The following is a 26,220-nucleotide window of genomic DNA, read 5'->3' as shown; positions in this document are numbered from 1 at the left end:
GTGGCGATTTTCGCGGTCCATCGCCATGGTCGGATTTATCCGTCTGGGGCCCGATGCGGAGATCTGACATGCCGCTTTGTTGCAACACGCTGTCGTCGCTCTTCGCGGTCTTCTACTGCGCCCCACCGCTTGCCGGCCGATTTGAAGGGGATTGTCAGCAGAATCGCCGCGGCACGGGCGGAAATGCGGTCATCGGACCTGGTCGCACCGTCGGCGGATACACACCACCACGACAGCTGGTACGCCGAGGATCACGCCGGCAGAGCGACCTCGTACAGATAGCCCAGGATCAATACCCCGTCCCGTCAGAAGCATCGAATCAATCACCATCGACGGCCGTACCGTGGACCCCGCGGACGCAGGCTTGGCGAATCGCTCGAGTTTGATGACCAACTGTGGGTCTGATCCACTCGGCGGACTTCCCGCTGCACCGCAACGCGTGCCCTCCGGGCCTGGCGACCCACCCCACTGGGCCCCTGATGAAGGAGTTCTCGCGCCATGCGCATCTCGTTCCGGCAGACTGCTGCCGTTCTCTCCGCGGCGTCCGTGCTGCTCGTCTCCGGTTGCTCGTCGGCCGGCGACTCCCCCGCCACCGAGGAGACCGCCGCCTCGAATTCCCCCGGCTACCCGATGACCGTGGAGAACTGCGGGCACACGGTCACCGTGGACGCCCAGCCCCGGCGGGCGGTGTCGCTCAATCAGGGCTCCACCGAGATCCTGCTGTCCCTCGGTCTGGCGGACCGCCTGGTGGGAACCGCCACCTGGACCGACCCCGTCCGCGACAACCTGGCCGCCGACAACGCGAAGGTTCCGCGGCTCGCCGACAACAAGCCGTCGTTCGAGGTGGTACTCGATACCGAACCCGATTTCGTGACGGCGTCGTTCGGCGGCACCCTCGGGCCGGGCGGTGTGGCCGATCGCGACCAGTTCGACCGACTGGGTGTCCCCAGCTACCTGTCGCCGACCGATTGCGAAGGCAAGGCGGACGAGAGCGTCAACGCCGACGGGGCGCGGACCGAGCCGCTGCGCATCGACACGGTCTACGAGGAGATCCGCGAACTCGCCGCCATCTTCGACGTCCGCGACCGCGGTGAGCAGTTCGTCGCGGAATTGCGGCAGCGGTTCGACGCCGCCTCGCGTGAGGTCGAGGCCTCCGGGGTGTCGCTGGCGTACTGGTTCGCCGACACCGAGACCCCGTACATGGCGGGCTGCTGCGGATCCTCGGGCATCATCACCAACTCGGTGGGAGCGCAGAACATGTTCTCCGACACCACAAACGAGTGGCCGCAGGTGAGTTGGGAGAGCGTGCTCGACCGTGACCCCACCGCCCTCGTCCTGGCCGACCTCAGCCGCCGGAGCATCGACGGCGACGCTCTCGACAGCAAGATCGCGTTCCTCGAGTCGAACCCGGTGACACAGCGGCTCACCGCAGTCCGGGACAAGCGGTACATCGTCGTGAACGGTGCCGACATGAATCCGTCGATCCGCACCGTCGACGGTGTGGAGAAGACGGCGGCCGCACTGAAACAGTGGGGACTGGCGAACTGACTTTGGCGGCAACACGGTTCGACTCCAGGCCGCTGCTCGTCGCGCTCCTCCTCGGCGGTGTTCTGGTGCTCGCGGCGTCGATCGCGGTCGTCATCACCCTCGGCCCGGCGAGCCTGTCGGTGGGCGACGTGTACGCGGTGGTCCTCGAGCACTTCGGTCTGGGCAGTTCGGGGGTGAGCAGGATCAAGGACGGCATCGTGTGGGAGTTGCGCCTGCCGCGGACCCTCCTCGCGGCGGTGTGCGGCGCGGGGCTGGCGTTGTGCGGAGCGATCATGCAGTCGCTGCTGCGCAATCCTCTCGCCGACCCGTTCGTGCTCGGCATCTCGTCGGGCGCGTCCACCGGGGCGGTGCTCGTCGTCGTCCTCGGTCTCGGCGCCGGGGCGGTGTCGTTGTCGGCGGGTGCCTTCGCGGGGGCGGTGATCTCGTTTGCCCTGGTGATGCTGCTGGCGACCGGTGCAGGCGGCGGCACGTCGCGGGTGGTGCTCGCGGGAGTGGCGGGCACGCAACTCTTCTCCGCGTTGACGTCGTTCATCGTGATCTCGTCCGCCGACGCCGAACAGACCCGCGGGGTGCTGTTCTGGCTGCTCGGTTCGCTGTCCGGGGTCGACTGGGCGGACGTGGCGCTCTGCGGGGCCGTCACCGCGATCGGCATCGGCGTCTGTCTCCTCACGTCCTCGGCGCTGGATGCCTTCACGTTCGGGAACACCGCGGCCGCCTCACTCGGAGTGTCCGTGCGGTGGATCCGCCTGCTGCTGCTCACCGTGACGGCGCTCGTCACCGCGGCGCTCGTCAGCGCGGCAGGCGCGATCGGGTTCGTGGGGCTGGTCCTGCCGCACGCCGCACGGTTCCTCGTCGGCCCCCGGCACAGCCGACTGCTGCCCACCACCGCCGTCGTCGGCGCGATCTTCATGGTGTGGGTGGACGCGATCGCCCGCACGGTGTTCGCGCCCCAGGAAGTTCCGGTCGGCGTCGTCACCGCCCTCATCGGCGTCCCGGCCTTCGCCGTCATTCTCTTCCGCATGAGGACGAGCCCATGACCCTGCGCGCCGCGAACCTCGGCTGGAGCCGCGGCGGACACCTCGTGCTCGACGGGGTGTCCGTCGACCCCGCAGCCGGCGAGACCATCGGACTTCTCGGCCCCAACGGGTCGGGCAAGTCCTCGCTGCTTCGACTGCTCAGCGGGATCGGCGAGCCCCACACCGGCAGGGTCCTCCTCGACGACACCGACATCAGGAACCTCCGGCGACGGCAGATCGCCCGCCGGGTGGCGATGGTCGACCAGCATTCCGACACCGAGGTCGACATCACCGTCCTCGACGTGGTCCGGCTCGGCCGCATCCCCCACCGCAGAGTGTTCGGCGGCGACGAGTCGGCGGACGCCGCGGCCGTCGAGCGCGCCCTCGCGCACACCGGCATGACGTCGAGATCGCACCGCCTGTGGCACACACTGTCCGGTGGTGAACGGCAGCGCACCCAGATCGCGCGGGCCCTCGCGCAGGAGCCGGACGAACTGCTGCTGGACGAACCGACCAACCACCTGGACATCCAGCATCAGCTCGACATCCTGTCCCTGGTCGCCGAATTGCCCCTCACCAGCTACATCGCCCTGCACGATCTCAATCTGGCCGCGATGTTCTGCGATCGCGTGGTGGTGCTGGACGGCGGCCGCATCGTCGCCGCGGGCCGTCCCGCCGACGTGATCACCGAGGCCCTCGTCGAGCAGGTGTACCGGGTGCGGGCGGGGGTCGCCGTCGATTCCGTCACCGGCTACCCCACCGTCACGTACCGGCCGCGGTCTTCGCGGCACCTCTCGCTCCGCTGACGCCGTTTCCCGTTCCCTACGAACGGGACGCTGAACACCTGAGTAGTTCGGGTCTCGCTCCCTCGGCGCGCTCGCGGCCGGGCCCACGGGCTCCCTCGTTGACTGTCGCTTATCGTCGAACCATCTGTCGCGCGCAGTCAAATGCACACGCGTACAGGACGGTAGCTTCTGATCTATCCGAGTTGCCGAACGTTTTCGGCAAGCCCCAACTCGATGAATCAGGAGTCCTCATGGAATCTGCAATCAGCAGCCACCTCACATGCCCACGGACGTTGACCCGGCGTGTGCCCGACGACTACCAACCTCCATTTCCCATGTGGGTAGGACGTGCTGACGAGAGCTTGCAGCAGGTAGTCATGGCCTACTTTGGCGTGCAGTTCCGCGACGACGAACAGCGCCCGGCCGCACTCGCGGCCATGCGCGAGATCGTGGCCAGCTTCGATCTGGACGACGGCCCACTGCACTACGACCTGACCCATCATGCGGACAATCAGGGCTACGAGAATCTGATGATCGTGGGATACTGGAAAGACATTGCTTCCCATAACCGTTGGCTCCAAAGACCGGCCGTGGCCGACTGGTGGCAATCGGACGAACGGCTGTCCGAGGGCCTTGGCTATTTCCGTGAGATCGTGGCCCCGCGGGCCGAGCAGTTCGAAACGCTGTACGCCTTCCAGGACCGCCTCCCCGGTGTCGGTGCCGTCATGGACGGGACCAGCGGCGAGATCAACGAACATGGGTACTGGGGTTCAATGCGTGAACGTTTCCCGATTTCCCAGACCGACTGGATGCAGCCCTCGGGCGAACTGCGGGTGATCAGCGGCGATCCTGCCGCAGGTGGCCGCGTGGTGGTCAAGGGCCACGACAACATCGCCCTGATTCGCTCCGGACAGGATTGGAAGGATGCCGAATCCGAGGAACGTTCCCTGTATCTCGACGAAATTCTCCCAACTTTGCAGCAGGGCATGGATTTTCTTCGCGACAACGGCGACTCGTTAGGCTGCTACAGCAATAGGTTCGTGCGCAACATCGACCTGGACGGGAACTTCCTCGATCTGAGCTACAACATCGGCCACTGGAGTTCGCTCGACAAACTCGAGCGCTGGGCAGAATCCCATCCCACCCACCTGCGCATCTTCACCACCTTCTTCCGCGTCGCCGCCGGCCTGTCAAAACTGCGGCTCTATCACGAGGTCTCGGTGTTCGACGCCCACGACCAGCTGTACGAGTACATCAACTGCCACCCCCAGACCGGCATGCTGCGCGACGCCCAACCAGTTGAAAGGGCTAAGACCGCTGGACGCGCCTCCGGTCGTTCATCCTCCTGAGTCGCTGGAACGCTGGATGCGGTGTCGATCGGCGGTAAACGGTCGACACCGCGGCAAGGCTTTGCTTTCCGGAACACGTACGATATGTTGACCTCTGTTGACATATTAGCTTTTGGGTTGCAGGGAAGCGTGGTCCAGAGGGCAGTGACTACTCAGCGAAACGAAGAGTTGGCGTTTGCAGTGCTGGCCGATCAGGTTCGGCGTCAGATCTTGGACACGCTCGCCTCGCATGGGGAGTGCAGCGCCGGCTTCATCAGCGACCAGATTTCGACAGTGGGACGCACCACGGTGTCTACGCATTTGAGAGCGCTGCGCTTATCCGGTGTCGTGCTCGAGCGGCGCCAGGGACGGCATCGCCTGTATTCGATCGACCCGATGGGGCCGGCCAACGATGCTCTGCAGTTCCTTCGTGGTCTGCTCGAACGCGCCCTGGGAGCGAAGACCAGTGACTCTCCGATGTCGCCGGCGGTCGATCCGGACGGCGGCTCCGTACGTCGCCGGGCATGAGCCGACCTGCGACCTCTATCTCAGGTGGGAAAGCACGTGGCCGGTTTCTCTGTGACCGCCCAGATCGCCGTCCCCGAACCGCCTGCGAGGGCTTTTGAAAGGTTCGAGGCGGGACAGCTGCTCGAGCTCGAATGTGATCACCTCGTGGTCGGGGCGGCGATGTCGATCTCGTTGCCGGTCGGCGACGGAGCACAGATGGGCCTTGCGGGATCGCCGATCACCTTGTTAGGCCATGTCGCCGGTGTCAAGCGCGATCGTTCGGTTCTGATTGTCCACCATCAGCCATGGCGCGGGCGACTCGCGGTTCGGTTTATTCCTGACGGAGTCGGATCCCGGATCGTTGTCGAGTCGAGTCTGGATCAAGATGGCTTGACTTGGCTCGCGCACAAGCGCGGGTATGTACCACCGGAACCGCCGCGTGCTGATCGGCACCGGATCGGACTGCTCGTGAGCAAGTCGGGCTCGGCGGCGGTCTTCGCCCAGGCAACCGAGTCGCTGGCAACCCTTGCGATCGAGGAAGTCAACGCCGACGGCGGTATCGGTGGGGTCCTTGTGGACCTGGTCGTGGGTGACGACGCATCCGATTCGGCCACCGGTGCCGCTGCTGCGATGCGGTTGATGCGCAGCGGTTGCCGCGTGGTGTTCGCGTGCGTGACCTCCGCGACGTTCAACGCTGCCGCATCTGCATTGCACGGTACGGGCGTGATGCTGGTCCACACGGTCCTCAACGAAGGCGGCCGGCCGAGCCCCGGTGTCGTCCGACTCGGGGAACGACCGCTCGCGCAGGTCCGCGCGGGGGTGCCTGTCTTGATGGCCGAGACAGGTTGCCGTAACTGGTTTTTCGTGGGACAGCGCTATTCGTGGTCATACGGGGCGCATTGGGCCGCACGGCGAGTGGTCGCCGAAGCCGGTGGCTCGGTCCTCGGCGAGACCTACCATATTCTGGGGACCACGGACTTTACTCGAGTCGTCGACACTATCGGGCGCTCGGGTGCCGAGTTGATCCTGTCCTCACTTGTCGGACACGACGAGGTGTTCTTCGAACGGCAATGCTCCCAGCACGGATTGCGTTCCACCACTCGCACATTCGCACTCGTACTCGATGAGGCCACCCAACAACTCATCGGCAACTCCGATGCCGACGGGGTATGGGCCGCGTTCGGCTACTTCCAAGGGTTCGGGGACAACACCGACCTCGAGACGCGTTATCGCGCAAGTGCAAAAGGGATCCTGCCGCCCCTGAGTTCACTGTCGGAAACGACCTACAATGCGATCCTGGCGTACGCTCGCGCCGCAACGATCGCCTCCCCCGACGACCGGGCCTCGATACGCCGACAGCTCCTCGCGCACACCGAATTCGATACGGCCTCCCCTAGAACCATGCACCGGCCGATCCTGCTGGCGGAGTCCCGCGGCGGACGCCTGCACCCACGCGCCGGCTAAAGGCGTATTTATACCCGCACTATTCTCCCTCGGCCGTCGACGACAGAGAGAGGTACGAAGCGAGCGATCCCGGTCGGTGCCTAGGAGATCATGACTGCAGACCGCGATTCCCTGCAGCAATTCAACAAGTTGGTATGAGTGCCTGCGTTGTGGGGCCGAGGGCCTCGTTCTGCAAAGCCTCGTGGGTTGCCAGGTGAAAGATCACTGCTGGTAGAGCCACATTTGCAGGCCAGGAGGCCCGCGGTGAGAGTTCAGCGTACGAGTGTCGGCTTGGATGTGCACGCATTGTCGGTCGTGGCATGCGGGATCGACGAAGATACTGGCGAAGTGTTCAGAAGGCGGCTGAGTCCCGACTACGGCGAGGTCCTTGCCTGGCTACGAACGCTCCCGAGCCCGGTGAAGGTGGTGTACGAGGCCGGCCCGACAGGGTTCGGGCTGTGTCGGGCACTGACCGCGGCCGCTGTGGAGTGCGTGGTGGTGGCCCCGTCGAAGCTGCAACGCCCTGCCGGGGACCGGATCGAGACCGATGCCCGTGACGCCCTGCATCTGGCTCGACTCCTGCAGTTGGGTGAGATCGTCGAAGTGAGCGTGCCCTCGGTGGAACAAGAAGCGGCCCGCGATCTCGTCCGTACCCGTGAGGACGCCCGGGGGGGACTTGATGCGGTGCCGGCATCGGTTGTCGAAGCTACTGCTGCGGCAGAGCCTCGTCTATTCCGGTGGAGCGGCGCGGACCGCTGCTCACGACGTACGGCTGCGCGGACAAAATTTCGACCAACCGGCACTTCAAGCGGCATTCGACTCGGACTACGAGGCGGCTTCGGTGAGACGACCGTCAGCGACTCCCATCCGCTGATCCGCCGCTGCGGTTGAAGTGACAGATCTGCACCTGGATACTCATGACGCTCTCAGCGCTCGTCGAAATTGTCCAGCACGGTCAGTGCGGCCCACAATCCATCCGCCGCCAACGAGATGGCCTGCAACGCACCGGATGAGGGTTGATGCCGTTGGACTGTCTCCCTGAAGGACTCGAGGCGCGAGCGGGCATCAGGCAGAGCGGTATGCACGACGTGAAGATAGGGCTCTCGATGGTGGGCAGGGTCCCACGTGAGTTTGTCGAATGCGGCGGAAAACGCTTCGATCAGCCCCGCTGCTTCGCACCGAAGCTGATCGGGATCTTCCAACCGATCGTCCGAGGCGGTGAGTGCCTCGACTGCGATCTCCAGCACTGACACCTGCAGCAATGTGTCGTCGAGAATCGTAGCTATCGGCTGGTACACCCGACATCCGCCGACTCTGGCCCAGCCGACGCTGCGCATGTTGCCTCGCAAGCTTTCCCGACCCTCGCTCAGAGCAGCGCCGGCGCCGGTCGACTTGTGCAGATCCCACAGCCGTTGCCGCCCTCGATCACTATCGTGGCGCCCGGACCGTAGTCCGTGGGCAAGATCGGCGAGCAGGGCGGAGAGTTCCTCGGCACGTTGCAGAATCAGATCACGCGCCGTGGAGAGCCTGTCGGGAGGCAGGACTAGAGCGTTGACCGCCACACCGACCAGCACACCCACTGTGACATCGAGGACACGATGAAACACCAGGGTGGGATTTGTTGCCGTGCCGTACAGCAACACCAGCAGCGCGGTGATCGCCACCCACATTCCGTCCGGTGCCAACCACCGGCTGCGGCCGAGGATCGTACCGACTGCGACCGCACCTGCGATGGCGGCGAGTTCGGGCAAGGTTCGTGCCGCCAGCGCGGCCACAAGCACACCGAGCACTACGACCGTGACCTGACGTGCGGCAGCGGTGACCGAGCTGCGGACCGTGGTGCCGATGATGAACAGGGCGGCGTAGGGCGCGAGGAAGGCCTCGGGACTCTGCAGCACTCGATCGGCCACCCACCACGCGATAAGCACTGCCACAGTGCACTTGACGGCCGACACCAAGCCCGGCGGCTGCAGGACACTGCGCAACCACCTAGCCCAGCCGCCCGCACTTGGTCGCTTCGTCTGAATATCGGTCTGCGCGGAAAGAAACCATCTCATGTCGAACACTCAGCAGGTTCAGAAGTCATCGGCTCGGTGTCACTCATTTCGGTTCGGTCCTGCGCGGCAGACGTGCCACTTGTGATTACGGGTGGCCTGGAAGACTCGTTGGGCGTGCGTTTCGTGCCGCGCCCGGTCCCGGCCACGCGCCCTCTCCGGGGAGAGGAACGACGACTCGACCTCCCGGCAGGACCCCACGATGCGCCACATCTCCGCGATGACGGTCGGTGGGTCTGGTCCGCGGCGAGTCCTTGCGCCGGAGACTGGACACAATGCTCGGCGCACAACACAACCAACATAAAATCCCAATCGGTCTACTCTTGCTTGGTCAGGTGCCCAGCCAGAGCCGTCGACGGGCGACGAGCGACGTCCGATCGACCAGATCCGGCCGCAGGGGTGCCGGCGCAGCGATCTCGAGGTATGCGACCAGCTTCCGGAGAAACGCCACATTGTCCATCCCGAAATCGGCCGTGATGACCCCGGCAGGGCCACTGCTATGGCGCACCACCGCAATCCGAAGGCCACCATCCGGCTCAGCGCTGTCAACTCCGTCGCTTCCGCTGCCATCGCCGCCCTGGTGGTCCCGCGCACCGGTTGCCACACAACGGGTCCGGACCCTTGGGCTGACGCAAAGTCGGTTGCCCGCCGCCGGCGGTACCGCCGGCGACAGTCACCGGGCCGATGACCATCCGGCGGCAGACACAGTGCATCGACACGGCGCTGTCATCGGGCAACGCTCTGCCCTCCGGGACAACCGGGACCCACGGCGTGGACTCCGCGAGAGCAGTTCGCTGGCCCGAGCGGTCGAGGATCGTGAAGGTCGGATCCTCGCTGCCGGCGGAGGTCTTGGGTGAGCGGGCGGCGTGGACTGCGTTGGCGACGGTGCCGAAGCAGGGCACCGCTGCACCGATGCCGATCCGGTCCAGAATCGAGCGCACATCGGCGGATGCGGCAACGGTCAGGCGGCACCGCTGCGCCGACAGATCGGTGACGGTGTGGTGCAATGCGGCGAACCCGGGGCACCCGAGAAAAGGAACATGTAGCAGGTCGACGACAACATTGTGACCGGTCAGCACCGATTCGCCGAGCGACCGGGCCGCCGGGGGGGCTCGTCGATCTCGATCCGGAACTCGGTGGCCCCGGCGGCGGTGGTGTTCCATCGGCAGGTGTCCGCTAACCAGGCCTGCACCTGTTCCGGAAAGTCGACAACGGCACGGAAATAGGTCATGAGGTTCCTCCGGGGTGGGGGGTGGGACCGGCCCGAAAGACCCCAAAAAGAAAAAGGCCGAGAATCGTAGCCGGTGACGGACACTGTCTGCCGGGCTGTGAACTCAACCTCTGCTCCACGGTAACGCGCATCTCCCAGGAAGCAAACCCACCGCCACGCCCACCGTCGGACTCACGGGATGATCCCACCCCCTCGAAGCCGCACACGCTAACCCCGCCAGAAGAGCCGATCGGGTCACCGAGAGTCTCGGCTGAACCCGGGGCGCAACACCCCCTTCGGTAGGCAACTCGCGTGGGGCGCACCGTCTGCGTGAGGAACCAGGTGAGAGCCCTCACTCCAGCCCAAATCTGCTCCAGGAGAAGGTCTCGCCTGGCACCGGAGGGTGTAGTTGTTGCCCGGCCGGCTCCCGCGCGTCACCGGACGCTTCCCTCCCCGCCGAAGACCAGCGATTCCGGTGCCCGGGATCTCAGCCTCCGGCAAGAGGTTCGAGACCGTCGCGCCCACACCTCCCCACTATTAAAGAAATTTGACCATGCACAGCATCAACTCGGAAAGGGACCGTGTGCGTGGTGGCGGCGCTCAACAATCTCGTGGTGCGAAGCGACGATCTTCGTTCGGAACCGCGTTGGCCGCAGTTCGCGGCGGCCGCAGTCGATGTGGGGATTCTCAGTTCGATGTCCTTTCAGCTGTATACCGCCGACGGAAAGATGGTGCACTCAACCTATCTGCTTTCTCTGCGCACGCGTTCGGCTCCGAAGAGGAGGCCGCGGGCGAAGTTCTCGCCACCCACGCCGCGTGAGTGCGATCGCTCAGCAGGTGATCGACCGACGATAAGAATCGGTCACGCTCCCGAGAGGGCCAGGTTCGACCGCGCGACATACCGGTCGGCGAGGAACGTGCCGCCGATCCATCAAGGGTCAGTACACCTAGAGCCCACGGTTTACACCGTCGATACTGTCGAGGCCGGATCGAAGCACCCGGCCTCGATCCGGGCACCGCGTGGCCCCAATTTGACGAGGCCGGACGGCACCGACGCGGCCGCGAGCTTGGCTCGATAAACCCACCGCGGCCGAGGGACGCCCCTCCCCTCGCCGAAGCATGACCCCCATTTCGAAACGGCCGTCCCGCCACCCCGCCGACGACCCCTCCTCGTTGGTAACCACCGAGTAGCGGGGGTGCGACTAAGAGGAGGAGAACGAAACACCACCATCAGTTCTGGCACTCGGAGCGACCGAGTGCTAAATTGCTTTCCCACAGTGATGGAGGCTTCGCCGAGGTGGCGGACCACTTAACTGATCATGGGAGGTGTGTTGCTGTGCTGCGTTTCGATCCCTTCACCGACATCGACTCGATGACCCAGTCGTTGCTGGGCGCTCATACCGGATCGTCGCGTCGTCCGCGGTTCATGCCGATGGATCTGTACAAAGTCGACGACCACTACGTCCTGCACGCCGATCTGCCCGGTATGGACCCCGGCTCGATCGACATCGATGTCGATGCCGGGGTATTGACCCTGACCGCCCATCGAAGCCAGCCAGACGATGGTGTGCAGTGGTTGACATCGGAGCGATTCAGCGGCCGCTACCGGCGCCAGGTGTCGCTCGGAGAGAACATCGACGTCGACCGTATTTCGGCCAGTTACGACAACGGTGTTCTCAGCGTGATTCTGCCGGTCACCGAACGAGCGAAGCCGCGGCGCATCGAGATCACCCGCGGCGGCTCACCCGTTGCGTGCGGTGACCGCACCCCCATCGAAGCCTGACCCGCGCACCACGCACGCCGGTTCGGTTCAGCGGTGCACCGCCACCGCTGGACCGGACCTGGTGCAGGACAACATATCCGATCCCCACTGCATACACTCTGAGGACCTGAAAGATGACGGCCACCACGACCGGGTTCCGACACGATCCCCACAAATCCGTGCCACGCTCATCCTGGCCCAGGCCGCCCCGTCTTCTCGGTGAATACTGCACCGACCTCTCGTTCATGCTGGGCTCGCTGTCGATCGTGATGTTCTGGATGTTCAGGTTCGGCATCCTGCTCGGTGCCGGCGCCATCGCGGCCGGAATCGCCGCCTACCGGCACCCCGCCGTCGAAGGGAACGAGCCCAAGGGACTGGAAGCCCTCCTCGGCATCCTCACCGGGGCTTTCGGAATCGCCGCCGGCCTCGTCTTCCTCGCCGCGGCTCTTCCCAACCTCTGACCTGTACATGCCCGCCCCGGAGGTCGACACCCAGTGAGGCCCTGCGCTCCTGGTCGGTGGGTAAGAGTAAGCACGCGCGGTGTGTTGACCGGATTGGTAGCACCCCTCGGTGGCTGTCGCGGCTTTGAGGGGGTACCTCGAGTCCAGTCCGTGAACGCGCTGGCCCGAATTCCTTTCTGCACGTCGCGCCGAGCCGAGACTCCACGAGTCGTCGTCGACACAAGCTCGTGGAGTCCCAGTCCGCACCCCCGCGCTCGCTCATCGTCGGGTGTGGTTCTCCCGAATTGGCACTCGCGTGTGGGGCGATTGCGATCTGGGATTACGCCCACTCCTCGTGGAGTATTTCGGTACCCAGGTCGTCGTGTCCGGAAGCGACGACGACCAGGCTCCCCGGTTCAGCCCGTAGCCGGCGGCGCCGCCGAGAATTACCGGCGCCGGTTCATCTGTCGAAGGCGAGCGGTGCACCGCTCGCAGGAATTACAGGTCCGGAAGAGTCGGCAACAAGTTCTACTCGAAGCACGAGATGGAGGCCAGATGATCAATGTGATGTTGTTGGTGATTGTGCTCGCGGCGGCAAGGGCGAGTGTCTGTGGACCTCACCGCATCGGCCGGGGTGCGGTGCGCGGCGTATGAGTAGGTGTGACGAGCGTGCGGAGCGGATCTCTGTGGCTGCGCGCGATCGGCAACTCACCATTGCCACAGCGGAATCCTTGACTGGCGGGAGAATTTCCGCCGTTCTCGGTGCCGCGCCGTCGTCGTCAGAGTGGTATCGAGGCAGCATCGTGGCCTATGCCAGCTCGGTGAAACATGGATTGCTGCAGGTTCCCGACGGCCCGGTAGTCAGCGAACCCAGTGCCCGCGCGATGGTGACATCAGTAGCCGAGTTGCTCGGCGCGGATCTCGCGGTGGCGGTCACCGGTGCCGGCGGGCCCCAATCTCAGGACGGACAACCACCGGGGACAGTGTGGTTCGGGGTCTTCGCCGACGGTTCCGCTCGCACCGAGCTGCGGCACTTCGATGGAGATCCCGGCGACGTGGTGGAGGCGACTACCGCCCATGCCCTGTTCCTGCTCGAGGACGCACTGCGCTGATAGATGCGGGCGCCCATGTGGTTTCGGTCCGGATGCCCTCTGCGTAAGACCGGATCCAGCTCCGCCGAGGCGCGGGCCTGGGATGCCGCATCGAGGCACCCGACATCCTTGCACCTGGCGAATCTGCATTCAGAATAAGTGAATTCGTCGCCGTGGACCCCGGCCGGAGCGTTCGACTTGGTTGGGACGGAAGATCCTTACCCCCGTCCGACGCGCGACCACCAATGCGCGGCACCAGCCCACCTGCATCGCAATCAGCGCGGAGGAGTGCGGCGAGTGGATCGATGTCCTACCGATGTCGGCTTTCAGCAATCCGCGCCTGCGCAAGCGCGGTCATCACCCGCTCGGTCATCTCCGGCCATGGAGGACGCCGCAAAACCGCGATCGTACCGATTACGGCCGCCGCGAAACCCGTGCAGACCCCGATCAACGCGTGCCAGCTCGCATCGACGGCAGGCGTCCAGGTAACACCCTCCGCACCGACTGTGTAGATGCCAACCGGGCGCTCAGCCCGATGACCCCAGCCTGTCCGCGACACAGTAATGATCACCATGCCGTTACTCGCCTCGTACGGCTCGCCGAAGATCAGCAATCGGACCCTCCTCGTCGGGGACCGTCAGTCTACTGCGCGAACCACGGCGATTCCCCCGATCCGTGATTCCCGCCGCCGACCGTGACGGCGTACTCGCACGGGCACCGTGACGGCGTACTCGCACGGGCATTCGCCGCGTTTTAGAACCAGTCGTTCATCAAAACCAATCGTCAACCACCAGCGCCGACCAGAACCATCGAGGGCACGAGATGTGGAGTCGCCCAATGGCCCTGACCCCTCAGTGGATCATTCCTCCTCGCGGACCAGCGCCTTCCGGGCGCGCGGACGGTACCATCGACACCGCCGCGGTAGCCACCACCGCGGCCTTCGCCGACGGCGCCCTGCTCAGCCAAACCGTGATCGTCCCGACCTGGCTGCCATGGAACCAGCGGAATTCCTGCACCACTTCGCGGTCTACGGCCCCGTCACCGGAGCGGCGGTGTTCCCCTTCGACCGCGCCTCGACAGTGATGGTCGCCATCACCACTTACTCCGCCGTCGAGAGTCATCGACCCGGGCGCCGCGCCTGGACTCTGGCGACCGTAGGCATGGTCGGGACCCTGTTGGTCCTCCCGATCTACTTCGTGGACGCGAACCTCGCCATGTTCGACCCTGCTTTCCCACCCGAGGCGGTGCACACAACCCTGACCGACTGGTATCGCTGGAATTGGGTACGCGCGGGTCTGGGCCCAGCCTCGGCCGCCTCAGCATGCATCGCGCTCATCGTCGGCCGCGGCGAGAGCAGCTCCGTACCCGAGACCATCACGCCGAAGTGAGGCGAAAGGACTGGGCTTCCCGGGCAGCATCGAATACCTGTCCGGTGACGAAGCACGTCAACGTGGTACTGCCGTCGGCCCGGGGTGCAGGTCGCCGCCCACACCTCGATCGACCGACACGTCAACCGGTAATCCCTGCTCCAAGGTCTGCTCGAGAAGGTCACCGACATGGGCGTCACCGTCCTCCAGCACACTGCCGTGGAGACCGTCACTCCCGCAGGCGCGAAGTGGTCGATACAACGCCGGACCACTCCTTGGACAACGACCACGCGGTCATCGCGCTCGGTGCCGCGACAAACGCGCTTCTCACTCCCCTGGGCATCCAGTTGCCGATCATCGGAGCACTGAGCCCGTACCAGTTTGCGACCGGCCACGCCCGACAGCCTGCCGTCCATCGGCCCGGTTCCCGGTCACCGCGGCCTCTACATTGCCGCCGGTTACTGCATGTTGGGTGTCACCTCACCCTGAAGCCTGCCACAGCTGAGGGGATCGCCGAAATGGTCACCAGCATCCGGGAATCGATGCTTCCTTTCCAGTGGGCAGGACGCATCTGATGACAGAATCAGGTGCACCACGGTTCGTTGCGGACCCTGATCCCGCCCGGGGACGCACGGACGACCGTAGGTATCGCGAGGGAGGACATATTCGAATGCGACGCGTCGTGCGGGCCTTCTGGGGACCGCGGCGGGAGCCGGTCGAAACGCTGGCAGGACAGTGGCGGCAGACGTTGGAGCACGTCACGGAACTGCTGCCGGCGGCTGCGCCACCGGCGCGAGGCGAGTGGCGGCAGGTTCACGCGTCGGGCCCGGACACCGCCTGTGCGCCGGACGAGTTGACAGCGGTACTCCTGGACGCTCAGGGCGCGGAAGCGTGGTCGGACCTGACGGGGACCGGATTGCGACTGATGCACGCGGGTGCGGACGGGTGGGCAGTGGAACTGTCCGGCGTGGCGGGTGGTGCCCCGCAGTTTCTCCTGCAGTCGCTGGTGATGACGGTCGATGCGCCCGACGGCGCCGTCGTCCCCGAATCCGAACTGCTCGCAACGCTTGCGTCGGTGTGGGAACCGGATTTCGGTGACGTGAGCGACGACGACATTCTCGATGCCCTCGAAGACGACGCCGGCTTCACCGTCGGCGATCCGGTCGTCGGCCGGTTCGGCTATCTGTCCGCGGCCCGCGCAGTCCTGGTGCCCGACGGCCCGGAGGCGGTCCGTCAGGACACGCTGAGCAGCGGCCGGCTTCTGCACATTGCAGCACCGGGCGACGTCGACACGGTTGTTCGCGTATACGGCCGGCTACGGGACGCCGGCGCGCTCGATCCCCTGCGACGTCCGCTCGATCGGCCGACACTGTGAGGTGCTGCGTCGCGCAGCGCTGTGCACAACGCGCCCGGACACCGCAACTACCAGTCCCCGCACCCGGTTCGGACGAGACCCCAAAAAATTCTTCGGCGGCGTGTCGAGAAATCCTGACTGGCTCCGTTTCCACAATGAACGCGACCACAATGGGCCGCACCATCACCGAGGAGAACCACAATGGCCAAGTATCTTCTGCTCAAGCACTACCGCGGCGCCCCTGCTGCGGTCAACGACGTGCCGATGGACCAGTGGACGCCGGAAGAGATCTCGGCCCACGTCCAGTACATGCAAGACTTCGCAGACCGACTCGAAGGCACCGGCGAGTTCGTCGACGGTCAAGCGCTCGCCCCCGACGGGGTGTTCGTCCGCTACGACGGCGAGGGTCGCCCACCGGTCACCGACGGCCCCTTTGCCGAGACCAAGGACCTCATCGCCGGCTGGATGATGATCGACGTCGACAGCTACGACCGCGCCATCGAGCTGGCAGGTGAGCTCTCCGCCGCTCCGGGGGCGGGAGGGAAACCGATCCATGAGTGGCTCGAAGTGCGCCCGTTCCTCACTGCGCCGCCCACCCTCACTGACTGACCTCGAGATCCTCCTCCGGCCCGTACCCCGAAGGTGCTCGCGGATCCTCGGCCGCCGCGGACTCCACCTCGTGGCGGCCGAGACGGAACCGCACCCCACAGTTCTCATAATCGTCGAGCCTCGTGGAGGCAGAAAGGTGTGGCTCGCTACGCGAGTCCAGGTGCCCGATGACGGACAAGACCGACTTCAAGAAAACCCTCGCCGCCTACCAGGCCCCACGAGGCGAGTTCAGGATCGTCGATGTGCCCGACATGCAGTATCTCATGATCGACGGTCACGGCGACCCCAACACCTCACCCGCATTCAGCGACGCCGTCGAAGCGCTCTACCCCCTCGCGTACAAATTGAAGTTCGCCAGCAAGCGTGACCTCGGCCGCGACTATGTCGTTCCTCCGCTGGAGGGCTTGTGGTGGGCAGACGACATGGACTCCTTCACAACGGTGCGGGACAAGTCGCGATGGGACTGGACGATGATGATCATGACCCCGAACTGGGTCGAACACGCCATGTTCACCACCGCAGTCGAACAGGCCGGTGCCAAGAACCGCCCGATACGTCTGGACGACGTCCGACTCGAGGCGCTGAGCGAAGGGCGGTGCGTGCAGACACTGCACGCCGGCTCTTTCGACGACGAAGCAGGCGTGCTCGCACAACTGCACGACGAGTTCATCCCCGGCAACAGACTGTGTGTGTCCGGCAAGCACCACGAGATCTACCTCAACGACTTCCGCAGGATCACGCCCGAGAAGCAACGCACGATCCTCAGGCAACCAATCACCACCGGTGCCGCCTCCGGCACCTGACAACCATGGCGACCCGTGCGCTGGGGCCAGGTAGCAGCATGTGTGGCGGGAACGTCGGCGTCGACAGCTTTGAGTGCATGCTCAGCTCGGTCAGTGCAGCAACCCCGAAGCGAGCAGCCCCGTCCGCAACGCCTCGTACTCGCCGTCGTCGAGGGCAAGTAGCGGGGACCGCACAGTTCTGTTCTGCAGCACTCCGAGCAACTGCAGTGCTCCCTTGACCGTCGTCGCGCCGTAATTGGGGACACCCATGACCGCATGCAAGGCCGGCTGCAGGCGGGCATTGATCTCCCGTGCGGTTTCCACATCCCCCGACAAGAAGGCGTCAATCATGGTGCGGATCTCGTCGCCTGCCACGTGACCGAGAACAGAGACAACCCCGCACGCCCCATACGCCAGGAAACCCAGAGTGAGGCTGTCGTCTCCCGAGTAGACCGCATAGCCCAATTCGCGCAACATGATCGCCTGAGTGGGATCTCCGGCGGCATCCTTCACCGCCACCACGGACGGCCACTCCGCCATCGTCTCGAACGTCGACGGCGCCAGCTTGGTACCGGCCCGGCCGGGAATGTCGTAGACCATGACTGGAGCATCGACTGCCTCCACGACGTACCGGAAGTGCTGCAGTACACCCCCCTGGCTCGGCTTGTTGTAATACGGCGTCACGAGCAGCAACCCGTCAGCTCCGAGCGTGACAGCCTGCCTCGCCAATTCGAGTGTGTGCCGCGTGTCATTCGTTCCCACCCCGGCAACGATCTTCGCGCGGTTGCCCACCGCATCCTTGACCACTCGCAAGATCCGACCGTCCTCGGCGGTGGTAGTCGTGGCCGCCTCACCGGTCGTCCCCGAGACGACAAGCCCGTCGTGCCCATGATCGACCAGATGTACGGCGATCCGAGCAGTCGCCTCCTCATCGATCTCGCCATCCACGGTGAACGCCGTAGCCATCGCTGTGAGAACGCGCCCGAACGGAGCCACCGGCGCTGACGAATCGGTCATCGCCCTAGTGTATGCGCGACGAACCGGCGACAACCCTGACCAGACATCCCCCGGTCACTCGCCGGGAGGGGTTCGGCTTTCGAGCAGCTCAGCAAGCTCGGCGATGGTGATCTCGACGGTACCGAACAGGGGATCACCATCCATGGCGGCACGGGCGACCGCCCGGCCGAGACGTTCTGTGAGGTCGGCATGCAGCTGATCGGTCATAACTCATCAGTCTCCAGGAAAACCCGCGCTGTGTGACCCCATTCCTGCCTCCCGCGGGCCGTCCCGATTCCAGCACCATCGGGTATCTCCGAATTGTACAGAGCCAATGAGACATTGACGCCGCCAGCACGTCTATCGCGGCTGCGCAGACCGACGGCGGTCAGTCGACTACACCGGAGTCCACCATTTCGATGAGACCGCCAAAACAATGCCCATCGGTCGGTTTCTGCTGCAAGAGTCGCCACGGGCGAAGACACGCTGGCAGACCCGTACTCGGCGCCCCTGACGAAGGTCCCTCGATCAACCGCCTGTGGCCGCACTCCGTGAAGCGAGATCGCCCATCGCACGGTTGAGGTCCGCACACGCCGGGTACCCACCGGTCATGACCACCGAGCACCTGCCGCGCCATTGCTCTCCGCGGACGGAGGATTACCCCACCGTTCGAATAGTCGCGGCCCGCGAAGCCCAGCTGATGCGGACGCTGGGTCGGGCAGTGAACATCCTCTCGGCCGCTGACGTGCCGTTCGCGGTCGGCGGGGACTGCGCCGTCTACGCCCGCGGCGGACCGCCAGCCGAGCACCAGGTGACCATCATCGCCTCGGACGAACACCTGACCGAGGCACGGACCGCGTTGGCTGCGGGTGGGATGCGGTCCATCGCTTCCTCCCGCCTCGGGTCACGGCAGGTCGTCGGCGGTGATCTCCGGGTCACCCTGCTGTATCCGGCCGGTACCACTGGGACCGGGGAGGGACTCCTCGCACGGGCCGAGACGATGCGGATCGGGCAGATCTGGGCGCCTGTCCTCAGCGGAACCGATCTGATGATCGACAAACTCCGTCGTCTCGGTTCCCATCGGTGTGATTTCGTGCCGATGCTGCCGGTCGCCCGCGCTTTGCGCGAGCAGGTCGACTGGCCCACCGTGGCGGGGGCCACTGCCGACCTCCCCTGTGCCCGTGCATTTTTGGGGCTGCTCGACGACCTGGCGGTCACAGGGGCGCTGGAGGGGCGGCCCTGACCCACAAGGGCCAGGACCCTTCCCCGCACCAGTGTTCGACCCGTGCACAGTTCACGAACCGGCAGTTCAGTGGTTCGGGCTCACTGTTGCGCGGCCGCCAGCGTGGTGTTCAAAGTCTTGCTCGGCCTCATCACGGCGTCGGCCTTCTCGCTGTCCGGCTGGTAGTAGCCGCCGATGTCGACCGGTGAGCCCTGAACCTCGATGAGCTCCCGCACGATGGTCTCCTCGTTTTCGGTCAACGTCTCGGCAAGGGTGGCGAAACGTTCCGCCAATTCCTTGTCCTCGGTCTGCGCGGCGAGTTCCTGTGCCCAGTACAACGCGAGGTAGAACTGGCTGCCCCGGTTGTCGAGCTCGCCGGTCTTGCGCGACGGGTTCTTGTTCTCGTCCAGCAGCTTGCCGGTCGCCGCGTCGAGCGTCTTGGCCAGGATCTTGGCGTGCTCGTTGCCGGTCTTGATGCCGAGATCTTCCAGGCTGACGGCCAATGCCAGGAACTCACCGAGCGAATCCCATCGCAGGTGATTCTCCTCCACCAGCTGCTTGACGTGCTTGGGCGCCGACCCACCGGCGCCCGTCTCGTACATGCCACCGCCGGCCATCAGCGGCACGATCGACAGCATCTTGGCGCTGGTGCCGAGTTCCAGGATCGGGAACAGGTCGGTGAGGTAGTCACGCAGGATGTTGCCGGTCGCGGCGATGGTGTCCATGCCGCGGATCAGCCGCTCCAGCGTGTAACGCATCGAGCGCACCTGCGACATGATCTGGATGTCGAGGCCCTCGGTGTCATGATCCTGCAGGTACAGCTCGACCTTCTTGATCAGCTCGTTCTCGTGCGGGCGGTACGGGTCCAGCCAGAACAGCACCGGCATGCCGGAGTTGCGTGCCCGGGTGACCGCGAGCTTGACCCAGTCGCGGATCGGCGCGTCCTTGACGGTGCACATGCGCCAGATGTCACCAGCCTCGACGTGCTGGGTGAGCAGCACCTCACCGGTCTCGACATCCACGAAGTTGGCGTCGCCGTCCTCCGGAATCTCGAAGGTCTTGTCGTGCGAGCCGTACTCCTCGGCCTTCTGCGCCATGAGCCCGACGTTGGGGACAGTGCCCATGGTCGTCGGGTCGAACGCGCCGTTGGTCTTACAGAAGTTGATGATCTCCTGGTAGATGCGCGCGAAAGTGGATTCCGGCATCACCGCCTTGGCGTCCTTGAGTCGCCCGTCGGCGCCGTACATCATGCCGCCAGAGCGGATCATCGCGGGCATCGAGGCGTCCACTATGACGTCGCTGGGCGAATGGAAGTTCGAGATGCCGCGGGCGGAGTCGACCATGGCCAACTCGGGACGGTGCTCATGGCAGTCGTGCAGGTCCTGAATGATCTCCTCGCGCTGCGTGCTCGGCAGCGTCTCGATCTTGTCGTAGAGGTCGACGAGGCCGTTGTTGACGTTGACGCCCAGTTCGTCGAACAGCTTCTGGTGCTTGGCGAAGGCGTCCTTGTAGAAGGTCTTCACCGCGTGGCCGAAGACGATGGGGTGCGAGACCTTCATCATCGTCGCCTTGACGTGGAGGGAGAACATCACGCCCGTCTTGCGCGCATCCTCCATCTGCTCCTCGTAGAAGTCGAGCAAGGCCTTCTTGCTCATGAACATGCTGTCCATGATGTCGCCCTCGCCCAGGGTCAGCCCCTCCTTGAGGACGATCGTCTCGCCGCCGTCGGTCACCAACTCCATCCGGACCGTGCGCTGCCGGTCCAGTGTCATCGACTTCTCGCCGTGGTAGAAGTCGCCGTGCCGCATGTGCGCGACGTGACTGCGCGAGGCCATCGACCACTCACCCATGCTGTGCGGGTGCTTGCGGACGTACTCCTTCACCGCCCGGGGTGCGCGACGGTCGGAGTTGCCCTCACGCAGGACCGGGTTGACCGCACTGCCGAGGATCCTGCCGTAGCGCTGCCGGATATCGCGTTCCTCGTCGGTCTTGGGGGCTTCCGGAAAGTCCGGAATCCGGTAGCCCTTGCCCTGCAGTTCCTTGATGGCGGCCAGGAGCTGCGGCACAGACGCGCTGATGTTCGGCAGCTTGATGATGTTGGTCTCGGGCAGTTGCGTCAGCCGACCCAGCTCGGCCAAGTTGTCCGGGACGCGCTGCTCTTCGGTGAGGCGGTCGGGGAACTCGGCCAGGATCCGCGCCGGTACCGAAATGTCGCTGGACTCGACCTCGATGCCCGCGGCACCGGCGAAGGTGCGCACGATCGGCAGGAACGCGTAGGTGGCGAGTAACGGCGCCTCGTCGGTCAGCGTGTAGATGATGGTTGGATGCTTATCGGCGCTCATGATTGTTCTCCCGCGTCAGTTCGTTCCGAGGTCGATAGGCTCCTCGTGAGGCTATCGGTCTCGCGTCGAGTCCAGGTTAGGTGCGACATCATCAGAGCATATTCAAGCGCCCGATTTTGATTCACTTCGACCACTTTGGTTCACCATGCGAACACTCCGCGGTTCACGTGCGCATCGGTCGCGTTCACCGGGACCAGGCTGCGCCCCTCGCCGTCCAGTTTCCGTCCACCATCGGCCTCGCCGAAGCTTCGCCACCATGCACTCCACCGAGGCCTGGCGGGCGCTACCGCGGGCGACCGATCAGGCGATCCGTGCGTCGGAGAGATCACCAGTCCGCGATCACCGGAACCACGCGCTCGCCCAAGATCTCGAGGGGCGTGATCGACGCGACTTGTGGTACCCATCCGTGAACGTGAGTGACTCCCAGCTTCGACAAGTCCTCGAGTTGACCCAGAAGGCTGTCCACGTTCTGTCCACCCGCACCCGGGTCGAGTGGGAACATCACGGTCTTCTCGATGGCGTCGTAGTCGGTTCCGAGAGCGTCGCAGTGGCTCTTCAACACCTCCAGCTTGTGCTCGACCTCGGGTCCGCCGAACAGGTTGCAGGCCTGCGCGTACTGCGCGACCAGCCGAAGCGTCTTCTTCTCACCCCCACCGCCGATCAGAATTGGCGGGTGTGGGCGCCGGAGCGACTGCGGCACGTTCATCGTGCGGCCGAGCTGGTAGTGCGTCCCCTCGAACGGTCCGTCGTTCTCGCTCCACATCTGCAGGCAGATCTGCAGTGTTTCCTCCAACCGTTCGAAGCGTTCGGCCGTGGGCGGGAAGTGGAGCCCGAGTCCCACACTCTCGTCCTCGTTCCAGGCGGCGCCGATTCCCAGGTAGGCACGACCCTTGGACAGGACGTCGAGCGTGGTCACGGCCTTGGCAAGAAGGCCCGGCTCGCGGTAGACAGTCGCGGTGACCCAGGCCAGCAAGTCCACCTTCTTCGTGACGGCAGCGAGATAACCGAGAGTGGTGTAGGCCTCGAGCATCTCGGTGTCGATCGGTCCAACCGGTTCGATCTGCCAGAGATGATCCATGACGCTGATCTTGGCGAAACCCACGTCCTCGGCGGTGACGGCAATGCGAGACAAGTCGTGCGCGAGGGTCGACGGGCCGTCCGGAAAGGTGAAGTCGGCGATGTGCAGTCCAAGTTCCATAGCTCCACGTTAGGCTTGTCGCCGACGACCACCCAGGGATCGTCAGTACCACCTTGGCCTCCCGACAGCCTGATCGATGGTCTCGGTGTCGAGTCCGAGTAGGGTTGCGATTCCAGTGACTGCGGACGGTCCGAGGTGTGCGACGTGGTCGATCCTGTACTCGCGCAGCCAGTTGCACGAATGAGGGCAATCTGGATCTCCCATCCAGCGGCCGGCCCGTGAATCAGATCCCGGCCGACGCGTCCTGGGTGCCGCGCGACGGCGAGGAAAGTCGAGGTCGAGGATCTCCTGCTCGGTAGCATCCCCCCGAATGGCGCTCACCTGCAGGCGAATTCGATGAGCGTTCCGCCGAGAGTTCAGCATGTTTGCGCTTGCGGTCGACTTCGATCCGGACGACGACGCCCGAGAACGCGCCCGCATCGGGTGCTCGCGGACAAGGGAGACCCGTCGAGAGGAACCGGATGTGGCCGCGACGCTCCCCGAGCGTGACGACCAGATCGCTCACCCCCGCAGGAATCCACAGCCGGCCGATCGAGTTCGGCCACGAGCAATAGGAGCGCTACACGGCTCACGGCGAGTGATGGACCTGGCCCCGGAAGTCGACGTGAACGGATTGAACGCCCCGAGCGAGCCGGTCGCGGTGCACGTGGCGGCGGTGCGGGTCTTGCCCCGGTGGATGGTGGGGCGGGAAGGGGATCTAGCCGAAGCCGAATGCGATTGCTGGGAGGTCGAACCCCGTCAGCTGGCGGGATCGTAATGAAACGTGCGCACCTCCTGCGCACACCGGCAGGCAACCGCGATCTTCGCAGCCCATTCCAGTGCCGACTCGCGGGAGGGCAACTCCAATATCGTGTAGCCGCCTTCGAGCTGCTTCGTCTGCGGGTACGTGCCCTCCGTCACCGTGCCATCCCCATCGACCAGGACAGGCGGAACGCTCTCGTCGATTCCACCGCCGAATACCCAGACGCCGGCGTCCTTCGCCTCCTCCACCACCGCATGCGACGCATCCGACGCTGCCTGCAGATCCTCGTCGGGAAAATCCATGGCACCACTCGGGAACGAGATCAGGTACTTCGTCATCGCGCCGACTCCTTCTTCGCACGTCAGGGATCGGACCCATCCTCGCCGACACGGGCCGGCGCGCACAAGACTCGCCCGCCCACCCCGACGGGCGGAACACGCCGTCTCCACGACCGCGCTCACCACACACATCGCACCGCACCGTCCAACCACGCCTGCCTGTGGAACGCACCAACGTATGAACAGTCATGTCACCCCTCACGACTTCGACACTGTGCCCGCAGCATGGCACAACCCGTCCGGGAGTGGTGGCCCTCGCAGACCAGGGCCCCGGCCGTCACATCCGAATCCTCACCCAGAAGACGAACAGGTCATAGATGCCGTGCGCCATGATCGCCGGCCACAACGAGCGGGTGGAAAGGGCCAGGCCCATGTAGACGACACCACCGACCAGTGCCGTAAGGACGTTCGCGGTGCCGTATTCGACGTGGCCCCAGGAGAACCACGCCGTGGAGGCGACGGCGATGGCCGCAACGAGGAAGTGGGCGCCGGGCCGCCAGCGTTGCACGATCAACGGCAGCAGCCGCGCTGCAAGTTCTTCGAGCATGCCAGCGCGGATGAAGGCGTAGACGAAAATCCCGTACACCCCGCTCGACAGAACCAGATCCGCCCGGCCCACGCGCGCCGCTCGGATCCCGGGATCGGTGACCGGAAACACCTCCCCGACCCACCTGTTGATGAATGCGAACTGAAAGAACGCAAGTACCCCCGGAATGAGCAGACACCAGACCGCGATCTTGATGAGTTTCCGCCGGCGCGAGTTCGGGCGAGGACGCCCCAGTCCCAACCATTCAGTGAGATCCCTAGCTCCGAGCGCACCGTCGACGTCGCGGTCGGCCGCAGGACTCCCACCGCGAGGACCCCGTAGAGGAGCGGGCACCCTGCCAGGCCGCCGAGCGCCCACCCCACGTGGGTGGGCGCGTTCCACGCGAAAAGGACCACACCCAGCAACAGCAGGCCGGCCAGCGCGAACCGGCGGACGGTTCGTCGCCGAGATACCTCCGGCCGCGCGTGCTGACCAACTGCCACTGCCCCATAAGCCCTGCCCCTGAGTTACTCCGACCGTATCCGGCTTCGCCGCGCATCCTCGGGGCACCGGCGAGTTCAACCCCAACGACCCGCCGCAGCACCGGGTCAGGTCCACGCCGGGCAGCGCGCCCAGATAGCGGTGCGGAGGTGGACTGCAGTCGATCGCCACCGCCGCGATGATGATTCAGAGCGGGGCAGCCGATGTCGTCATGGCCGGTGGCGTCGAGAGTATGAGCAATGTGGAGTTCTACACGACCGACATGCGCTGGGGCTCAAGGCAAGGCTAGGTCAAACTCCACGATCGGCTCGACCGTGGTCGCGAACGGGCGCAGCCCGTCGAGAGGTTCGGTTACATCTCCGGGATGATCGAGACCGCCGAAAACCTGGCGGCCAAGTACGCCATCTCCCGCGAGGCCGCCGACGCTTTCGCGGTGCAGAGCCAACATCGGGCCGCGGCCGCCTGGGCCGAGGGTCGGTTCGACAACGAGGTTGTCCCCGTCAAAGTTCCGCAACGAAAAGGCGAAACGATCGTCTTCGACCACGACGAGGGCATCCGCGGTGACACCACTCCCGAAAAGCTCGCGCGGCTCCGCACCGTCATACCCGATGGCACCGTCACCGCTGGCAACGCCTGTCAGCAGAACGACGCCGCCGCCGCATGCCTCGTCGTCGCCGAAGACCAACTCGACAGACTCGGGCTCGAGCCGCTCGGCTTCCTACATGGGTGGGCGACTGTGGTTGCGACCCGGCGGAGATGGGCATCGGCCCGGTCCCCGCCGTCCAAAAATTGTTCCGCAAGCATGGGCTGAGCTCGACGATATCGACCTCATCGAGATCAATGAGGCCTTCGCCGTCCAGGTCCTCGCTGTCCTCCAAGGGCTGGGACACGAGGACCAATCCAACGTCAACGTCAACGGCTCCGGCATCTCACTAGTAGTACTTTGTTAGCTCGGCGTGTCGGCTCGAGTTTTCGTGGCCTTCTCGAGAGCATGCGGGCATGGATACAGCCGCTCTCGACCGGGTCGGGGAACAGTTGGATGCGTTTGTCGGTGAGGTG

At 65.0% G+C, this 26,220-nt stretch carries 24 protein-coding genes and 4 pseudogenes; 17 read left to right on the top strand and 11 right to left on the bottom strand.

The genetic code is table 11. The annotated features are described in order from the left end of the window. Window positions 1-498 precede the first annotated feature (498 nt). The 7 genes and pseudogenes from G9373_RS30045 to G9373_RS30015 all read left to right on the top strand — a co-directional run. Window positions 499-1,548: an ABC transporter substrate-binding protein gene (locus G9373_RS30045; protein ID WP_120661017.1), complete on the top strand. Its 1,050-nt coding sequence runs from the start codon at window positions 499-501 to the stop codon at window positions 1,546-1,548. A gap of 2 nt (window positions 1,549-1,550) precedes the next feature. Next, window positions 1,551-2,585 (top strand): iron chelate uptake ABC transporter family permease subunit, encoded by a 1,035-nt coding sequence (locus G9373_RS30040; RefSeq protein WP_133984087.1) that lies wholly within the window; start codon window positions 1,551-1,553, stop codon window positions 2,583-2,585. Then, window positions 2,582-3,370: an ABC transporter ATP-binding protein gene (locus G9373_RS30035; protein WP_133984089.1), complete on the top strand. Its 789-nt coding sequence runs from the start codon at window positions 2,582-2,584 to the stop codon at window positions 3,368-3,370. Before G9373_RS30040 ends, G9373_RS30035 begins: the two co-directional genes overlap by 4 nt. Before the next feature lie 230 nt (window positions 3,371-3,600). Further along, complete coding sequence (locus G9373_RS30030) at window positions 3,601-4,698, top strand: phenylacetaldoxime dehydratase family protein (protein WP_167118322.1); 1,098 nt, start codon at window positions 3,601-3,603, stop codon at window positions 4,696-4,698. Between the two features lie 21 nt (window positions 4,699-4,719). Next, entirely contained in the window at window positions 4,720-5,205 is a 486-nt protein-coding gene (locus G9373_RS30025) for a winged helix-turn-helix domain-containing protein (protein ID WP_259465738.1), read from the top strand. 159 nt (window positions 5,206-5,364) lie between these two features. Next, entirely contained in the window at window positions 5,365-6,648 is a 1,284-nt protein-coding gene (locus tag G9373_RS30020; protein ID WP_346842866.1) for a substrate-binding protein, read from the top strand. Window positions 6,649-6,891: 243 nt separating this feature from the next. Further along, a pseudogene (locus G9373_RS30015) lies at window positions 6,892-7,462 on the top strand (transposase); the annotation flags it as partial. 91 nt (window positions 7,463-7,553) lie between these two features. Here G9373_RS30015 and G9373_RS30010 read toward each other — a convergent pair. The 3 genes from G9373_RS30010 to G9373_RS30000 all read right to left on the bottom strand — a co-directional run bounded on the left by G9373_RS30010 (window position 7,554) and on the right by G9373_RS30000 (window position 9,760). Further along, a complete protein-coding gene (locus G9373_RS30010; RefSeq protein ID WP_167118320.1) occupies window positions 7,554-8,561 on the bottom strand; it encodes an FUSC family protein in 1,008 nt (335 codons plus the stop codon). A gap of 451 nt (window positions 8,562-9,012) precedes the next feature. Then, window positions 9,013-9,189 (bottom strand): hypothetical protein, encoded by a 177-nt coding sequence (locus G9373_RS30005; protein WP_240960820.1) that lies wholly within the window; start codon window positions 9,187-9,189, stop codon window positions 9,013-9,015. 37 nt (window positions 9,190-9,226) lie between these two features. Beyond that, window positions 9,227-9,760 carry an STAS domain-containing protein gene (locus tag G9373_RS30000; protein ID WP_167118317.1) on the bottom strand — a complete coding sequence of 178 codons (534 nt, stop codon included), beginning with the start codon at window positions 9,758-9,760 and terminating at the stop codon, window positions 9,227-9,229. 621 nt (window positions 9,761-10,381) lie between these two features. On the opposite strand from G9373_RS30000, the pseudogene G9373_RS48285 reads away from it, so the two are divergent. The 4 genes and pseudogenes from G9373_RS48285 to G9373_RS29985 all read left to right on the top strand — a co-directional run. After that, window positions 10,382-10,708, top strand: a pseudogene (locus G9373_RS48285) (GAF domain-containing protein); the annotation flags it as partial. Between the two features lie 519 nt (window positions 10,709-11,227). Beyond that, a complete protein-coding gene (locus tag G9373_RS29995) occupies window positions 11,228-11,674 on the top strand; it encodes an Hsp20/alpha crystallin family protein (RefSeq protein WP_005568125.1) in 447 nt (148 codons plus the stop codon). A 113-nt stretch (window positions 11,675-11,787) separates the two neighbouring features. After that, on the top strand, window positions 11,788-12,114 hold the full coding sequence (locus tag G9373_RS29990) for a hypothetical protein (RefSeq protein WP_005568123.1): 327 nt from the start codon (window positions 11,788-11,790) through the stop codon (window positions 12,112-12,114). A 629-nt stretch (window positions 12,115-12,743) separates the two neighbouring features. After that, window positions 12,744-13,205 carry a CinA family protein gene (locus tag G9373_RS29985; RefSeq protein WP_037206929.1) on the top strand — a complete coding sequence of 154 codons (462 nt, stop codon included), beginning with the start codon at window positions 12,744-12,746 and terminating at the stop codon, window positions 13,203-13,205. 289 nt (window positions 13,206-13,494) lie between these two features. On the opposite strand, the gene G9373_RS29980 is transcribed toward G9373_RS29985, so the two are convergent. Next, window positions 13,495-13,797, bottom strand: a complete 303-nt coding sequence (locus tag G9373_RS29980) for a hypothetical protein (RefSeq protein ID WP_005263763.1) — start codon at window positions 13,795-13,797, stop codon at window positions 13,495-13,497. Between the two features lie 379 nt (window positions 13,798-14,176). On the opposite strand from G9373_RS29980, the gene G9373_RS29975 reads away from it, so the two are divergent. The 4 genes from G9373_RS29975 (at window position 14,177) to G9373_RS29950 (ending at window position 17,317) form a co-directional block, all read left to right on the top strand. Further along, window positions 14,177-14,572: a hypothetical protein gene (locus G9373_RS29975; protein WP_167118314.1), complete on the top strand. Its 396-nt coding sequence runs from the start codon at window positions 14,177-14,179 to the stop codon at window positions 14,570-14,572. A 649-nt stretch (window positions 14,573-15,221) separates the two neighbouring features. Next, window positions 15,222-15,926, top strand: a complete 705-nt coding sequence (locus G9373_RS29965; protein WP_043790449.1) for a hypothetical protein — start codon at window positions 15,222-15,224, stop codon at window positions 15,924-15,926. Window positions 15,927-16,106: 180 nt separating this feature from the next. Further along, window positions 16,107-16,514, top strand: a complete 408-nt coding sequence (locus G9373_RS29960) for a YciI family protein (RefSeq protein WP_167118311.1) — start codon at window positions 16,107-16,109, stop codon at window positions 16,512-16,514. A 167-nt stretch (window positions 16,515-16,681) separates the two neighbouring features. Continuing rightward, complete coding sequence (locus G9373_RS29950; protein WP_120661010.1) at window positions 16,682-17,317, top strand: GyrI-like domain-containing protein; 636 nt, start codon at window positions 16,682-16,684, stop codon at window positions 17,315-17,317. Window positions 17,318-17,407: 90 nt separating this feature from the next. On the opposite strand, the gene dapA is transcribed toward G9373_RS29950, so the two are convergent. Both dapA and G9373_RS29940 read right to left on the bottom strand, forming a co-directional pair. Beyond that, window positions 17,408-18,313, bottom strand: a complete 906-nt coding sequence (gene dapA / locus G9373_RS29945; protein WP_167118308.1) for a 4-hydroxy-tetrahydrodipicolinate synthase — start codon at window positions 18,311-18,313, stop codon at window positions 17,408-17,410. 54 nt (window positions 18,314-18,367) lie between these two features. After that, window positions 18,368-18,520 (bottom strand): hypothetical protein, encoded by a 153-nt coding sequence (locus tag G9373_RS29940; RefSeq protein ID WP_164709591.1) that lies wholly within the window; start codon window positions 18,518-18,520, stop codon window positions 18,368-18,370. Window positions 18,521-18,902: 382 nt separating this feature from the next. Here G9373_RS29940 and G9373_RS29935 point away from each other — a divergent pair, with 382 nt between their 5' ends. Then, window positions 18,903-19,535 carry a hypothetical protein gene (locus G9373_RS29935; RefSeq protein WP_120661472.1) on the top strand — a complete coding sequence of 211 codons (633 nt, stop codon included), beginning with the start codon at window positions 18,903-18,905 and terminating at the stop codon, window positions 19,533-19,535. A gap of 80 nt (window positions 19,536-19,615) precedes the next feature. Here G9373_RS29935 and G9373_RS29930 read toward each other — a convergent pair whose 3' ends face one another. From G9373_RS29930 to G9373_RS29910, 5 genes and pseudogenes are all read right to left on the bottom strand, one after another. Next, entirely contained in the window at window positions 19,616-21,856 is a 2,241-nt protein-coding gene (locus G9373_RS29930; protein WP_120661008.1) for an NADP-dependent isocitrate dehydrogenase, read from the bottom strand. A gap of 325 nt (window positions 21,857-22,181) precedes the next feature. Next, window positions 22,182-23,054, bottom strand: a complete 873-nt coding sequence (locus G9373_RS29925) for an LLM class F420-dependent oxidoreductase (RefSeq protein ID WP_007299396.1) — start codon at window positions 23,052-23,054, stop codon at window positions 22,182-22,184. 57 nt (window positions 23,055-23,111) lie between these two features. Next, window positions 23,112-23,320: pseudogene (locus tag G9373_RS46825) on the bottom strand (MmgE/PrpD family protein); the annotation flags it as partial. A 472-nt stretch (window positions 23,321-23,792) separates the two neighbouring features. Continuing rightward, a complete protein-coding gene (locus G9373_RS29915) occupies window positions 23,793-24,134 on the bottom strand; it encodes a YciI family protein (RefSeq protein ID WP_120661007.1) in 342 nt (113 codons plus the stop codon). A 277-nt stretch (window positions 24,135-24,411) separates the two neighbouring features. Next, window positions 24,412-24,792 carry a CPBP family intramembrane glutamic endopeptidase gene (locus G9373_RS29910; RefSeq protein ID WP_133984102.1) on the bottom strand — a complete coding sequence of 127 codons (381 nt, stop codon included), beginning with the start codon at window positions 24,790-24,792 and terminating at the stop codon, window positions 24,412-24,414. A 508-nt stretch (window positions 24,793-25,300) separates the two neighbouring features. Between G9373_RS29910 and G9373_RS29905 the strand changes: the two are divergent. Further along, window positions 25,301-26,096 (top strand): annotated as a pseudogene (locus tag G9373_RS29905) (acetyl-CoA C-acyltransferase); the annotation flags it as partial. Window positions 26,097-26,220: the final 124 nt, after the last annotated feature.

Origin of the sequence: Rhodococcus sp. A14 (genome assembly GCF_011603105.1) — a bacterium.
Taxonomy (GTDB): domain Bacteria; phylum Actinomycetota; class Actinomycetes; order Mycobacteriales; family Mycobacteriaceae; genus Rhodococcus_F; species Rhodococcus_F opacus.
The sequence above is the reverse complement of the archived record's forward strand: the minus strand, read 5'-3'. Positions and strand labels throughout refer to the sequence as shown.

Coding starts and splice junctions, on each gene's coding strand:
- G9373_RS30045 (WP_120661017.1), top strand. CDS start 499: ATGCGCATCTCGTTCCGGCAGACTGCTGCCGTTCTCTCCGCGGCGTCC.
- G9373_RS30035 (WP_133984089.1), top strand. CDS start 2,582: ATGACCCTGCGCGCCGCGAACCTCGGCTGGAGCCGCGGCGGACACCTC.
- G9373_RS30030 (WP_167118322.1), top strand. CDS start 3,601: ATGGAATCTGCAATCAGCAGCCACCTCACATGCCCACGGACGTTGACC.
- G9373_RS30020 (WP_346842866.1), top strand. CDS start 5,365: ATGTCGATCTCGTTGCCGGTCGGCGACGGAGCACAGATGGGCCTTGCG.
- G9373_RS29990 (WP_005568123.1), top strand. CDS start 11,788: ATGACGGCCACCACGACCGGGTTCCGACACGATCCCCACAAATCCGTG.
- G9373_RS29985 (WP_037206929.1), top strand. CDS start 12,744: ATGAGTAGGTGTGACGAGCGTGCGGAGCGGATCTCTGTGGCTGCGCGC.
- G9373_RS29975 (WP_167118314.1), top strand. CDS start 14,177: ATGGAACCAGCGGAATTCCTGCACCACTTCGCGGTCTACGGCCCCGTC.
- G9373_RS29965 (WP_043790449.1), top strand. CDS start 15,222: ATGCGACGCGTCGTGCGGGCCTTCTGGGGACCGCGGCGGGAGCCGGTC.
- G9373_RS29960 (WP_167118311.1), top strand. CDS start 16,107: ATGGCCAAGTATCTTCTGCTCAAGCACTACCGCGGCGCCCCTGCTGCG.
- G9373_RS29950 (WP_120661010.1), top strand. CDS start 16,682: ATGACGGACAAGACCGACTTCAAGAAAACCCTCGCCGCCTACCAGGCC.
- dapA (WP_167118308.1), bottom strand. CDS start 18,313: ATGACCGATTCGTCAGCGCCGGTGGCTCCGTTCGGGCGCGTTCTCACA.
- G9373_RS29940 (WP_164709591.1), bottom strand. CDS start 18,520: ATGACCGATCAGCTGCATGCCGACCTCACAGAACGTCTCGGCCGGGCG.
- G9373_RS29935 (WP_120661472.1), top strand. CDS start 18,903: ATGACCACCGAGCACCTGCCGCGCCATTGCTCTCCGCGGACGGAGGAT.
- G9373_RS29930 (WP_120661008.1), bottom strand. CDS start 21,856: ATGAGCGCCGATAAGCATCCAACCATCATCTACACGCTGACCGACGAG.
- G9373_RS29925 (WP_007299396.1), bottom strand. CDS start 23,054: ATGGAACTTGGACTGCACATCGCCGACTTCACCTTTCCGGACGGCCCG.
- G9373_RS29915 (WP_120661007.1), bottom strand. CDS start 24,134: ATGACGAAGTACCTGATCTCGTTCCCGAGTGGTGCCATGGATTTTCCC.